The organism is Bacillus infantis, from assembly GCF_050107595.1.
GTDB classification, from domain to species: Bacteria; Bacillota; Bacilli; order Bacillales; family Cytobacillaceae; genus Bacillus_AB; species Bacillus_AB infantis_C.
In genome coordinates this window covers 572,570-585,606 of record NZ_JBNILH010000002.1, presented here as the reverse complement: position 1 = coordinate 585,606, position 13,037 = coordinate 572,570, and the positions used below count along the sequence as shown (strand labels likewise).

The following is a 13,037-nucleotide window of genomic DNA, read 5'->3' as shown; positions in this document are numbered from 1 at the left end:
AGGCAGCTTTTTCCAACAGTCAATCTATTCAGTTAACTTTCTCCTGAAATGGTAATCTATTGTATCCACAGGAAAACCCGGCCTGCATGACCGGGTTTAGCATTATTATCTTTTTCCTTTTATATATGGAGTACCGAGTGCCTTTGGTGCTTCTGCGCGGCCGATGAAGCCGGTCAATGCCAGGATTGTCAGGACATAAGGCGCAATCAGCAGATAAACATTCGGAATGTTCTCAAGCAGCGGCAGGCTGGAGCCCACAATGCTCAAGCTTTGGGCAAAGCCAAAGAACAAAGCAGCACCCATTGCACCTAGCGGATGCCATTTTCCAAAGATCAGCGCCGCCAAAGCCATAAAGCCCTGCCCGCTGATGGTAGCGTGCCCGAAGTCAGAGGAAATCGACTGGGCATAGACACCGCCGCCTACACCTGCAAGTGCACCTGAAATGACTACACCGATATAACGCATTCTTGTCACATTAATCCCCATCGTATCAGCAGCCATCGGATGTTCACCGACTGATCTCAGACGGAGGCCGAATGGCGTTTTGAACATCACATACCATGCGATGAAAGCGATGATGATAGCAACAAAGGATGTGTAATAGGTATTGGAGAAAAGGACTTCCCCTATAAATGGTATATCACTTAATAAAGGTATATCGACCTTGCTGAAGCCTATCTGGATAATATCTGTCTGGCCTTTATCATAGATGAACTTGACAAGGAATAATGCCAGTCCGATAGCCAGCAGGTTGATGGCTACCCCGGAAACGGTCTGGTCAGCCCGGAATGTGATGGAAGCTACCGCATGGATGAGGGCGAAAAGTCCGCCGACAACCAGTGCAGCGACCAGTGCGAGCCATGGAGTTGCTTTTCCCAGTGAATCAACAAATGTCAGGTTAAATACGATTGCAGTGAACGCTCCAATAACCATTAACCCTTCGAGTCCGATGTTGACAACACCGGAACGCTCAGAGAAATTTCCGCCCAATGCAGTGAAAATAAGCGGTGCCGCCCATAAAAGCGTGGAAGGAACAATGATCAGCAAAATATCCATAAAGCCCACTTATTTCACCCCCTTCTTGCCAAACTTATCAATAACAATGCGAATCATGTAGCTGGCTGCTACGAAGAATACAATCAGCGCGATGATGATATCTACCAGTTCATTCGGCACTCCAGCCTCAAGAGGCATATTCAGTGCTCCTACTTTAAGGCCGCCGAACAGGATAGCCGCAAATACGATTCCGATCGGTCCGTTTGCCCCAAGGAGTGCAACCGCGATTCCGTCAAAGCCGACACCGGTGAATCCGCCTTTGATTGCAGCATAGCCGAAGGTCCCAAGACCTTCCATTGCACCGGCAAGCCCGGCAAAAGCACCTGAAATGACCATTGATAAAATAATATTAGAGCTTACACTCATTCCGGCATACTGGGAAGCATGCTGGTTGAAACCTACCGCCTTCAGTTCATAACCTTTGGAAGTCTTCTCAAGCAGGAACCACATGATGAACACACAAACAAGTGCAATCAAAATCCCCCAGTGAAGTCTCGAGTAATCAGTGATGCTTTCAAAGAACGGAGATCTCAAGGAAGCTGTATCTGCGATATTTTCCGTTCTATCCGCATTATCAGTCAATACAGAACGGACAATATAGTTCGTTACATGCAAGGCAATATAGTTCATCATAATGGTCACGATTACTTCGTGCACCTTGAATTTAGCCTTTAACAGCCCTGGGATGAAGGCCCAAAGCGCACCCGCAGCAGCTGCAGCCAGTACAGCCAGCGGAAGGTGAATGAATTTCGGAAGATCGAAAGCCACACCGACCCAGACGGCTGCAAGCCAGCCGACAATCAGCTGCCCTTCAACCCCGATATTGAACAGCCCGGTCCTGAATGCGAACGCGACTGCCAAACCTGCCAGTATATATGGTGTTACCTGGCGGACAACCTCACCAGTGTAATAGACTTCGCCAAATGCTCCGTTCCACAATGCCGTATAACCGGCAACCGCATCATAGCCTGTCGCAATCATGATGATGGTGCCGACAATAACTCCAAGCAGAACCGCTATTAAAGGAATCATTATATTTTTCAAACGACTAGACATTAGACTTTTCACCCGCTTCCTTTCTTTTCGAGCCTGCCATCAGCAGCCCAAGTTCCTGCTCGGTCGTTTCAGCCGGATCTACGACCGCTACAATCTCACCTTCATAAATAACGGCAATCCGGTCGCTGACATTCATGATCTCATCCAGCTCGAAAGAAAGAAGCAGAACGGCTTTTCCGTTATCACGCTGCTCGATCAGGCGCTTATGGATGAATTCAATGGCCCCTACATCAAGGCCCCTTGTCGGCTGCGCAGCGATAAGCAAATCAGGGTCGCGGTCAATTTCACGGCCGATGATCGCTTTTTGCTGGTTTCCACCTGACAATGCCCTTGCCTCTGTATATTCAGTCGGCGTTCTGACATCATACTCTTTTATCAGCTTGCGGGCCTTATCGTAAATTTCTTTAAAATTCAATACCCCGTATTTGGAGAAAGGCTTTTTGTAGTAAGTCTGCAGCACGATATTATCGCCGATCGGGAAATCGAGCACCAGACCGTGCTTATGCCTGTCCTGAGGGATATGGCCAATTCCGCTTTCAGTGATCTTCCTCGGAGAAAGATTTCTGATATCTTTGCCATTCAGGCTGATTGTCCCGCTCTCTGCTTTTCTAAGACCGGTAATCGCTTCGATCAGCTCTGATTGTCCATTGCCGTCAACACCGGCAATTCCGACAATCTCGCCTGCTTTTATCTTTAAATTGAGATTATTTACAACAGGAACGCCCCTCGAATCCTTAACAGTAAGCCCATTGATCTCAAATGCAACCTCTTTTGGATCCGCAGCCTTCTTTTCGGTCTTGAAAGTGACTTCACGTCCGACCATCAGGCTTGCCAGCGCATTGGGATCTGTCTCGCTTACATTAACTGTGCCGATGCCAACGCCCTTGCGGATGACCGTAACCCTGTCGCAGACCTCCATGATTTCTTTCAGCTTATGCGTGATCAGGATGATGGATTTGCCTTCCTTGATCAGTGTCCGGAAAATCTGGATCAGCTCGCCGATTTCCTGTGGAGTCAGAACAGCGGTCGGCTCATCAAAGATCAGGATTTCAGCTCCCCTGTATAACGTCTTCAGGATTTCAACACGCTGCTGCATTCCTACAGAAATATCGGATATCTTTGCCTGGGGATCTACGGATAAGCCGTAGCGCTCAGAGATTTCCCTTACTTCCTGTTCAGCTTTTTTAATATCAATCCTCCCGGCGGTTGTTGTTTCTTTTCCAAGAATGATATTTTCAGTGACTGTAAACGTGTCGACCAGCATGAAGTGCTGGTGGACCATGCCGATGCCAAGGTCATTGGCTATGTTCGGATTCGTGATGCTGACCGGCTTACCGTTGACACGGATTTCACCTTTTTCAGGCTGATAGAGGCCAAACAGCACGTTCATCAGCGTTGATTTTCCTGCCCCGTTCTCACCTAAGAGAGCGTGGATTTCACCCTTCTTCAATTGAAGAGTAATATTGTCGTTTGCGACGATGCCCGGAAATTCTTTGCGGATATTGAGCATTTCAATAACGTATTCCATTCTTCCACTCCTCGCACAAATTGATAGAAAATATAGTAGTAAGAGGTCATACCTTAGAAGCTGTAAAAAAATCCGGCAAGTGCCGATTCCTCCGGCCTGCAGTTTTGCAATCCGGTTTTCAAGGTTTCTTAAACATCTATATTTCAGAGAAGATAATCTAAAACACTAAGTGAAAGGCAGAAACATTCTGCTCTTCAATTAATGTTCCAGCCTGCAGATTTGCATTAAAAAGGAATAAGTGGGCCTTGCAACCCCCTTATTCCCTTTTGTATTATTCAGCCTTGAAGTTTTCCAGCTCAGCTCTTGTACCAGGTACAACAACGTCGCCGCTCTTGATTTTATCCTGCCACTCAGTTACAGCAGCTTCAATGTCGGCTTTCACAGAAACTTCGTCATTGATTTCTGCAAGGCCTACACCGTCTTCAGCCAAACCGTAAGTAGTGATTTCACCGCCAGGGAAGTTGCCTTCCATAGCTTTTGTTGAAAGGTCTTTCACTGCATTGTCAACGCGCTTAAGTGCAGAAGTGATGATGACGTTATGGTCGCCGACAACACCTTCAGCTGACTGGTCAGAGTCAACGCCGATTGCCCAGATTTCTTTAGAAGGATCTTTCTGCTTAAGATCGCGGGCTTCTTTGAATAGTCCGTTTCCAGTTCCTCCGGCAGCGTGGAAAATAACATCTGCTCCAGAAGAGTACATCTTAGCTGCAATCGTTTGGCCAAGTTCCGCTTTATCAAATGCGCCAGCGTACTGTACATCTACTTGTGCTTCAGGGTTGATCGCCTGTACCCCTGCAAGGAAGCCGGATTCAAAGCGTTCGATAACAGCTCCTTCAACACCGCCGATGAAGCCGATTTTATTTGATTTAGTTGTTAAACCTGCTGCGATTCCAGCAAGGAAAGAAGCTTCCTGCTCTTTGAATAGGATGCTTGCAACATTAGGCTGCTGAACTTCTGCATCAACGATCGCGAAGTGTGCATCCTTCTGCTGCTGAGCGATTTCATCAACTGCTCCCTGCATCATGAAACCAATTCCGAAAACAAGGTCAAAGTCCTGGCGAACCAGGTTGTTCAGGTTTGTAGCGTAGTCAGCATCTGATTGTGACTGCAGATAGTCAAAGCCGCCTTTGCCTTTTTCCAGTCCGTTTTCCTCACCAAATGCCTTAAGACCTTCCCAGGCAGATTGGTTGAATGATTTATCATCAACACCGCCGACATCAGTTACCATTGCAACAGAGAATGCATTTTCTTTTTCTTTTCCGCCTTCACCAGCTGCATCGTCTTTTTCATCATTGTTTCCGCAAGCACCAAGAATTGTGCCGGCTGCAAGAACAAGTGACATCGCCAAACCAAATTTACGCTTTTTCAAGGTTTGTACCCCCCAAGGAATTTGTTGAAAATTTTAGCAGGAATATTCTGAAAAACAGATTTGTTTTCGCTTTCATATCCGCAAAAAAATTATATTCTCCTGCGCAGGACATGGAAGCTGAACTTGTCGGCCTTAAAATAATTCACCGAATAGAGGACCGGTTCATCCATTTCGTCGTAATGCATCTGCTTTAACACAAGCAGTGCAGTTTCCGGTTCACATTCAAGGATTGGGGAAATCTTCTCATGATAGCCGATTGGTTCAATCTGGGCAACGGCATAGGTGATTTTTTTATTGGCTTCATCTTCGAGCACATTAAAAATCGATTCCTGGTCGTGCGTGAAGCTTTCCGGGAGTATCTTTTCCGGCAGCTTGTCCACACAGTAGACCACAGGCTCCCCATTCGCTGTCCTGACCCTTTCGATAACCACAATCCCTTCCTCCGCCGAACATGAGAAACGGCGCACATCCTCTTCGGTTGGCCCCTGAGTGACTGAGCTTAAGAAAACTGTTCCTGGTTTCATCCCTGCCTGCAGAATCATGTTCGTCACGCTGTTAAGCTGCTCGATCCCTGAAGTGAAGAGAGGCTTTGCATTCACAAAGGTTCCTACACCATGCCTGCGGATAATCACGTTTTCTTCTTCAAGAATACGGAGCGCTTCACGCAGTGTAGCTCTGCTTACTCCAAGCTGCTTTGCAAGGTCAAATTCAGAAGGAAGCTTTTCTCTTTCTTTATAGAGTCCCTCTTCAATGTCCTGCTTTAATCGATCGATGACTTGCAGGTATAGATGCCGGTTATCTGACTTAATTGACATGCAGGGTTCCTCCAACCTTTTTTCTCAAGACATCAGACCTCTGATGTTTAATGATTCCTACTAATCGAAAATACTATAACACTTTTTATTTAATAAATAAATAGAATTTCGAGAATTTGTCGAAAAAAGGTGGTTTTAAAGCATTTATCAGAAAACACATAAAAATCGCCCGATTCAGAAACGGGAATACCAGGAAAAATCATTCTTTTTTAAGCGCTTTCCTGTTATTTATTCCCTAACTAAATTGAAAGTTTTTCCATTGTGCAAGACTCGCTGACTATAAAAATCGTGCCGGACCTTCAATTTTATGAAAGCGCTTTTAATAGTATAACCTTATTCACTGCTGTACTGCTATCTTTTTTTGAACTCAAAAAAACCGGCCTCCCTGGACCGGTTTTCATCTGCTTAAGAACTTGCTTCCTCTGATGCTTTGGCAACCAGGACCGCCCTCGGCTTGCTGCCTTCGTATGGTCCTACTATCCCCCTCAGCTCCATCTCATCAATGAGCCTCGCCGCGCGGGTGTAGCCGATCCTGAAGCGCCTCTGAAGCATGCTGACAGATGCAGTCTGCATCTCCACTATAAGCTCCACCGCTTCTTCATAAAGATCGTCATCAACCTCTGCCGACGTTTCAGGCACATCATCAGGAATCATCTCTTCCTGATATTGCGCCTTCTGCTGGGAAATGACGAAATCGACTACCTCTTCAACTTCTTCATCGGAAAGAAATGCGCCCTGGACCCTGACCGGCTTAGAAGCGCCGACAGGAAGGAACAGCATATCCCCCCGTCCAAGGAGCTTTTCTGCTCCTCCCATGTCCAGGATGGTCCTGGAATCAGTCATGGAGGATACTGCAAAAGCGATCCTTGAAGGAATATTCGCCTTGATGACCCCTGTTATGACATCTACAGATGGACGCTGGGTCGCGATAATCAAATGAATTCCAGCGGCCCTCGCCATCTGTGCGAGCCTTGTAATGGCATCCTCAACGTCCGAGGATGCGACCATCATCAGGTCAGCCAGCTCGTCCACAATGACGACGATATAAGGCAGGAGGGGCTGCTGTGCCTCTTCTTCTGCATTATGCCGTTTGACATGCTCATTATAGCCTTCAATGTTGCGGGTCCCTGTATGGGAAAATAATTCGTAGCGCCGTTCCATCTCACTGACCACTTTTTTCAGCGCCTGTGAAGCCTTCTTTGGATCGGTGACAACAGGTGCCAGCAAATGTGGTGCACCGTTATACACATTCAGTTCGACCATTTTCGGATCGATCATCATCAATTTCACTTCATGCGGCTTGGCGCGCATCAGGATGCTTGTGATAATGCCATTGATGCAGACACTTTTCCCGCTGCCCGTAGCCCCGGCAACAAGCAGATGGGGCATCTTATTCAGCTCAGCCAGGACGGCTTCCCCGGTGATATCGCGGCCAAGGCCGATCATCAGCTTGCTGTCCGGCCTGTCATTCTGCTTGGATTCGAGCACCTCACGCAGGGAGACCATTGCTACCTCTGTGTTCGGCACTTCAATCCCGACCGCCGATTTGCCCGGGATCGGGGCCTCGATCCTGATTCCCTTTGCTGCTAGCGCAAGCGCCAGGTCATCACTTAAACTTACGATTTTGCTAACCTTCACGCCCACATCAGGGTGAACCTCATATTTGGTTACAGCAGGCCCTAAGTGGACTTGTGTGACCCGGGCCTTAACCCCAAAGCTCTGGAAGGTACGCTCAAGCTTGGCTGCATTGGCATGTATCTGTTCATACTCACCGCTCTGGTCCGCCTGCCTCGGCATAGTGAGAAGGCTAAGCGGAGGAAGCTCATAGTCTACATTTTCCACTTCGGTAAAAGTGATGGCCGGAGCAGACTCATCCTCTGCTGCCTCTTCACCGCCCGGCTTGGACTTCCGCTTTGCCGCTTCCTGTACAGGTTCTGGCTGCTGCTGGTAAGCCCGCTCAGCGAAGCTTGAAATGATCGGCTCAGGTGAAGGCTCTTCTTCAGCCGGCTGCGGAGGCTGGGTAATATTGATGGCCGGTTCAGGCTCCCGCTCTTCGGCTGCCTGGCGGAGCTCTCCCTGCCTCTGTCTCCGCTCATCGCTTCTTTCACGGAACTTCCGCTTCGATTCCTTCATATCTTCCAGGAAAGCTGCCCATTGCTTTTTGATGAAGCCCCAAATGGAGATAAACAGCTTGCCTGCCGCTTCCCCAAAGGTCTTTCCGGTCAGCAGAACGAGCCCGATTATAATCAATAAAGCAGCAATCAGCTTTGTGCCGGCTTCATCGAACAAGAAGTAAGACATCGCAAACAGCACCGAGCCGATCATCCCTCCGCCCAGATCGGTCGTGCTCGTTTCGCCGCCTGCCTCCATCCAGAACAGCTCCCATGTGTTGCCGATGACGCTTGGATCCTCAAACTTGCCGCCGTTTGAAAGCAGCTGGAAAAGTGTCACATGGCTAAGGAGCAGCATAGAAGCAATAATCAGGTACAGCCCCATCAGCTTTGTAGGAAAAAGATAAGGCCGCTCCCTTTTCCACATCAAATATCCTCCATAGACAGCCATCCCCAGAAGCCCCAATATGTACCATTCTCCCATAAAAAAACGGAAGAACATGACGATCGATGTCCCGACCGCCCCGAGTTTTGCTATTGAAATCACTGACAGGACAATCAGTATCAAACCAGTCAGTTCATATTGAACGGTTTTTTTCAGTTTTTCTTTGCTCTTCGATTGCCTTCTTTTTCTTTTTGCCATTTCATCACCCTGTACTGCAGATTTCTATCCTGATTCATTATTGCCATAGCTGACATGCGGCAGACGTTCGTCTGACAACTGAAAAAACAAATAAAACCCGGCAGACTGCCGAGCCCTATAAAGGCGGAGCATAAACCGGAATTACCCTTTCCCCATCCCGGCAATCCGGCCGCGCTGCTTCCTTGCCAGCCATTGCCATTACAAGGAAAGCAGCCATCTGGCTGCTCTTAGTAGTATAACAATATTATAGCATAAAGCCCGAATTTTGGGTTATACTATTGTAATTTTAGAGCCGGGCATGCATCTTTCATCCAGAAAATGATTCGGATCTGTGCTCATGACTCTGATCACTGTATATTGCTGAGGCATATCACCGACAGCTTCGGCAAGCACAGGTATTCCTTCAAAGGAAAGGAACTTCTGTCTGCTAAATGCACTTTCTTCCGGCTGGAAGATCAATTCCTGGGGCATCGATGTGTATAAAATCATTGCACCAGCCCCTCTTCCTTGCCTTTATTCAGATCAATCAGCTCATTCAGCTTCATAAGGGCAGGCCCGACGCCGCCGACTGCATCAATCAAGCCGTAGGAGACCGCATCTGCTCCGACTACATTCGTTCCAATATCCCTGGTCAGATTTCCTTTTGCAAACATCAGGTCCTTGAAATTCTGCTCTGATACCTTTGAATGCCCCGTCACAAAATTGATGACCCTGTCCTGCATCTTGTCCAGATATTCAAAAGTCTGCGGCACCCCGATCACCAATCCTGTCAGGCGGATAGGATGAATCGTCATCGTTGCCGTTTCCGCAATAAAGCTATAATCACAGGAAACAGCAATCGGGACACCGATGCTATGGCCGCCTCCAAGAACGATTGATACGGTCGGCTTAGAAAGGGACGCAAGCATTTCAGAAATAGCCAGTCCTGCCTCCACGTCTCCCCCCACTGTATTCAGGATAACAAGCAGCCCTTCAATTTTAGGGTTTTGCTCTATTGCCACGATCTGTGGGATCAGATGCTCATATTTCGTCGTTTTATTTTGCGGCGGCAGCTGAAGATGCCCTTCAATTTGTCCGACAATTGTCAAACAATGGATGGTTGTATCCTGCGGGAGCTGGGGCACATTCGTCTGGCCAAGCTGCTGTATTTTTTCCATCAGGGCTGATGGTTTGTCTTCCTTGGGCTGTTCCGGGCTTCCTCCGCCTTCATTGGCATTTTGAAAAAAATTCTCATCCATCCTGTATTCTCCTTTCAAGGCTTAATATCGTTAGTATGGACGCCAATGCCTTTTTCATTCCGGGACAGCCAAAAAAGCGGGACGGCAATTCTTTCAGCAGAGGACGAGCAGAACTTTTAAAACTTCAATAAGAGGGCATGAAGCAGCTGCTTCATGCCCTCTTATTATAAAATATAATCTATTGCTTCACTTCCATGATGATCGGCAGGATCATCGGACGCCGCTTTGTTTTTTCGTAGAAGAACTGATTGAGCTCGTCGCGCATATCCTGTTTGACAGCAGCCCAGTCAAAACTTTCTTTCTGGGAGCCGCGGTGTACGATCTCCTTGACCATATCTGCTGCCTGAACCAGCAGCTTTTCAGATTCACGCACATACACAAAACCGCGGGAAATGATTTCAGGACCAGCAGCTATCTGCTTATCATGGCGGTTCAGCGTAACGACAACGATCAAGATTCCGTCCTGTGAAAGCAGCCTTCTGTCCCTCAGGACGATATTTCCGACATCACCGACGCCGATTCCGTCAATGAGTACATTTCCAGCCGGCACGCGGCCGCTTTGCTTGATTCTGCCTTCTTTGATCTCGAAGACATCCCCTTTTTCAGGAATCAGGATCGAGTCTTGGCTGATTCCGCATTCTGCGGCGAGCTTTCCATGTGTCTTCAATGTTTTATATTCTCCATGAACCGGGATGAAATATTTCGGCTTCATCAGATTGATCATGAATTTCAATTCTTCCTGGCTTCCATGGCTTGATGCAGTGGCACTGTTCTTACCGGTGATTACGGTCGCTCCGGCTCTGTAAAGCATATCCATCGTCTTATAAATGAACACTTCGCCTCCCCTGATCGGGGCAGCAGCGAGGTAGACGGTGTCTCCCTCCTGGATCGTCACCTGCCTGTGGGTCGTTTTCGCCATTTTCTGCAGCGCCTCGATCGGCTCGCCCTGGGAGCCGGCCGTCAGGATGACCACTTCATGGTCCCGGAAGCTGCCAAGCTCTGATAAAGGTATGAGGATGTCATCTTTGACAGCCAAATAACCGAGCTGGACTGCCAGGTCATATACCTTTTGGATGCTCTTCCCTGCCACGGCAACTTTCCTGCCGCTTTCCTCTGCCGCATCGAATATATGCTGGATCTGAATAAGATCAGAAGCAAAGCAGGCTGCGATGACCCTTCCTTTTGCGCTATAAAATGCATGTGCCATCGCCTTTTGCACGACTGCCTCGGATGTTGAGTATCCCGGCCGTTCTGCGTCTGTACTGTCTGACAGAAGGCATAATACCCCATTGTCGCCGATTCCGGCCATTTTTCCAATCTCCGCTTTGTACAGTTGAGGAGCAGCCTGGTCAAACTTAAAATCGCCGGTGTAGACGATGCTTCCTTCTGAAGTATGGATGCATATACCGACTGAATCAGGAATGCTGTGATTGGTCCGGAAAAAAGAAACACTCGAATGTTCAAATTCAAGCACTGAATCGGAATTGATTTCAATCAGTTCTGCTTTGCCCCTGTAGTCCTGCTCCTTCATCTTCGCCTTGGCCAAAGCAAGGGTCAGCTTTGTGCCATAGACAGGGACAGATACCTTTTTAAGCACATAAGAAAGTGCCCCGATATGGTCCTCATGTCCATGTGTCAGGAAAATGCCCCGGATTCTGTCTTTATTCTGGACCAGATAGGAGACATCCGGAATCACGATATCAATCCCAAGCATTTCGTTCTCCGGAAACATTAGCCCTGCGTCGATGACATACAAATCTTCATCCACTTCTGCAAGGTACATATTTTTGCCGATCTCCCCGACGCCGCCGAGGGCGATCAGCCTGATGCTTTCATTTTTTCTATTATTCACCTAAAAGCTCCTCCAATGCTGTTTCGGCTGTACCCCGGACTGGGGCAAGCCTTTTTAATATATATAGCTGTATAGCTTAACACGCTTATAAACAGAAAACGTCCTTAAAACTTTTATGTATACTGACTGCATGGTTCAGCAAAAAAGCATGATGGCGGCCTAAAGCCGGGACCGGCTTAGGAACGGATCTGACAGGCAAACCTATTTCCTAGGATAGCCATCACTCTTCCTTCCTGAATCCGGAGCAGCCCACACTGATTTCTGGCCTTCCAGCTGGCCTGCTTTATTGTAAAGCAGCCCCTATTCAAGGCCGCTTTTATCTATGAAAGAATATTCAAAAAATGTATTGCATAATCGGACGAGTTCAGTTACACCCATTATACTTGATTTATGAATTTTATGACAACCAATTTAATTTTTTCGTATCTGCAGGAATCAGTCAGCCCTATAGGAAAAGACCGGGAGCAGGTGCTCTCCGGCCTGATAAGGATCGTTTTAATTAGTTTTGGAACAAGCTGAGCAGTGCAGCTCTTTCCTGTTCTGTAAGAGGAACCAGCGGCAGCCTTACTGAACCGGTGTCAATGCCCTTCAGCTGAAGGGCAGTCTTGACTGGCACCGGGCTTGGTGCGGCAAAAAGGCCTTCCATAAGCGGAAGGAGCTTCTGATGCTTAACAGCAGCTTCTCCAACATTGCCATCAAGGAAAGAAGCAATCATGCTTTGCATTTCGATTCCAATCACGTGCGAAGCTACAGAAACCACTCCCGCTGCGCCAATCGCCATTGCCGGAAGCGTCAGTCCATCGTCTCCTGAATACAGAAGGAAGTCTTCATCAGTGCCCGCTATGATCGCTGTCATGCTGTTCAAGTCGCCGCTTGCTTCTTTGACAGCCTTGATATTAGGAATCTTCGACAGCCTGATCACTGTTTCCGGAGTGATATTGACTACAGATCTTCCCGGGATATTGTAAACCATGACAGGCAGGGATGTGCTTTCAGCAACCGTTTTGAAGTGCTGGTACAAACCTTCCTGATTTGGTTTATTATAATAGGGAGCTACGACCATAACAGCATCCACGCCGATCTGCTCCGCCTTCTTTGTCATTTCAACAGAAGCATACGTATCATTGCTGCCTGTTCCTGCAATGATGGGGATCCTTTTGTCGACAACCTTGACGACGTGCTTGAACAGCGCCAGCTTTTCTTCTTTTGTCAGTGTCGGCGATTCCCCTGTTGTGCCGGCAACCACGAGTGAATCTGTTCCGTTCTCGATTAAATGGTTGATAAGCTGCGTTGTTTTTGTAAAATCTATATGGCCTTTTTTATCAAAAGGCGTCACCATTGCTGTAGAAACTCTTCCAAATAGAACCAT

10 protein-coding genes are annotated in these 13,037 nt (G+C 47.7%); all 10 read right to left on the bottom strand.

Going from position 1 to position 13,037, the window contains the following annotated elements; all coding sequences use genetic code 11:
* Nucleotides 1-105: 105 nt before the first annotated feature.
* The 10 genes from ACQCVH_RS06145 to dapA all read right to left on the bottom strand — a co-directional run bounded on the left by ACQCVH_RS06145 (nt 106) and on the right by dapA (nt 13,037).
* Entirely contained in the window at nt 106-1,065 is a 960-nt protein-coding gene (locus ACQCVH_RS06145; RefSeq protein ID WP_426834883.1) for an ABC transporter permease, read from the bottom strand.
* Nucleotides 1,066-2,112, bottom strand: a complete 1,047-nt coding sequence (locus ACQCVH_RS06140) for an ABC transporter permease (RefSeq protein ID WP_426834882.1) — start codon at nt 2,110-2,112, stop codon at nt 1,066-1,068.
* Nucleotides 2,105-3,640 (bottom strand): ABC transporter ATP-binding protein, encoded by a 1,536-nt coding sequence (locus ACQCVH_RS06135; RefSeq protein WP_426834881.1) that lies wholly within the window; start codon nt 3,638-3,640, stop codon nt 2,105-2,107. Before ACQCVH_RS06135 ends, ACQCVH_RS06140 begins: the two co-directional genes overlap by 8 nt.
* 271 nt (nt 3,641-3,911) lie before the next feature.
* Nucleotides 3,912-5,009: a BMP family lipoprotein gene (locus tag ACQCVH_RS06130; RefSeq protein ID WP_426834880.1), complete on the bottom strand. Its 1,098-nt coding sequence runs from the start codon at nt 5,007-5,009 to the stop codon at nt 3,912-3,914.
* An 89-nt stretch (nt 5,010-5,098) separates the two neighbouring features.
* Nucleotides 5,099-5,824 (bottom strand): GntR family transcriptional regulator, encoded by a 726-nt coding sequence (locus ACQCVH_RS06125; RefSeq protein ID WP_426834879.1) that lies wholly within the window; start codon nt 5,822-5,824, stop codon nt 5,099-5,101.
* Nucleotides 5,825-6,229: 405 nt separating this feature from the next.
* Nucleotides 6,230-8,578 (bottom strand): DNA translocase FtsK, encoded by a 2,349-nt coding sequence (locus tag ACQCVH_RS06120; RefSeq protein ID WP_426834878.1) that lies wholly within the window; start codon nt 8,576-8,578, stop codon nt 6,230-6,232.
* 270 nt (nt 8,579-8,848) lie between these two features.
* Nucleotides 8,849-9,067: a YlzJ-like family protein gene (locus ACQCVH_RS06115; protein WP_426834877.1), complete on the bottom strand. Its 219-nt coding sequence runs from the start codon at nt 9,065-9,067 to the stop codon at nt 8,849-8,851.
* Nucleotides 9,064-9,816: a ClpP family protease gene (locus ACQCVH_RS06110; protein WP_426834876.1), complete on the bottom strand. Its 753-nt coding sequence runs from the start codon at nt 9,814-9,816 to the stop codon at nt 9,064-9,066. The genes ACQCVH_RS06115 and ACQCVH_RS06110 overlap by 4 nt, the downstream gene beginning before the upstream one ends.
* Before the next feature lie 178 nt (nt 9,817-9,994).
* Nucleotides 9,995-11,668 carry a ribonuclease J gene (locus ACQCVH_RS06105; RefSeq protein ID WP_426834875.1) on the bottom strand — a complete coding sequence of 558 codons (1,674 nt, stop codon included), beginning with the start codon at nt 11,666-11,668 and terminating at the stop codon, nt 9,995-9,997.
* A gap of 499 nt (nt 11,669-12,167) precedes the next feature.
* Nucleotides 12,168-13,037 (bottom strand): 4-hydroxy-tetrahydrodipicolinate synthase, encoded by an 870-nt coding sequence (gene dapA / locus ACQCVH_RS06100; RefSeq protein ID WP_426834874.1) that lies wholly within the window; start codon nt 13,035-13,037, stop codon nt 12,168-12,170.

Bases quoted from the DNA above. Each gene is read 5' to 3' on its own strand.
- ACQCVH_RS06135 (WP_426834881.1), bottom strand. From the start codon at position 3,640: ATGGAATACGTTATTGAAATGCTCAATATCCGCAAAGAATTTCCGGGC.
- ACQCVH_RS06110 (WP_426834876.1), bottom strand. From the start codon at position 9,816: ATGGATGAGAATTTTTTTCAAAATGCCAATGAAGGCGGAGGAAGCCCG.
- ACQCVH_RS06140 (WP_426834882.1), bottom strand. From the start codon at position 2,112: ATGTCTAGTCGTTTGAAAAATATAATGATTCCTTTAATAGCGGTTCTG.
- ACQCVH_RS06115 (WP_426834877.1), bottom strand. From the start codon at position 9,067: ATGATTTTATACACATCGATGCCCCAGGAATTGATCTTCCAGCCGGAA.
- ACQCVH_RS06125 (WP_426834879.1), bottom strand. From the start codon at position 5,824: ATGTCAATTAAGTCAGATAACCGGCATCTATACCTGCAAGTCATCGAT.
- dapA (WP_426834874.1), bottom strand. From the start codon at position 13,037: ATGGTTCTATTTGGAAGAGTTTCTACAGCAATGGTGACGCCTTTTGAT.
- ACQCVH_RS06120 (WP_426834878.1), bottom strand. From the start codon at position 8,578: ATGGCAAAAAGAAAAAGAAGGCAATCGAAGAGCAAAGAAAAACTGAAA.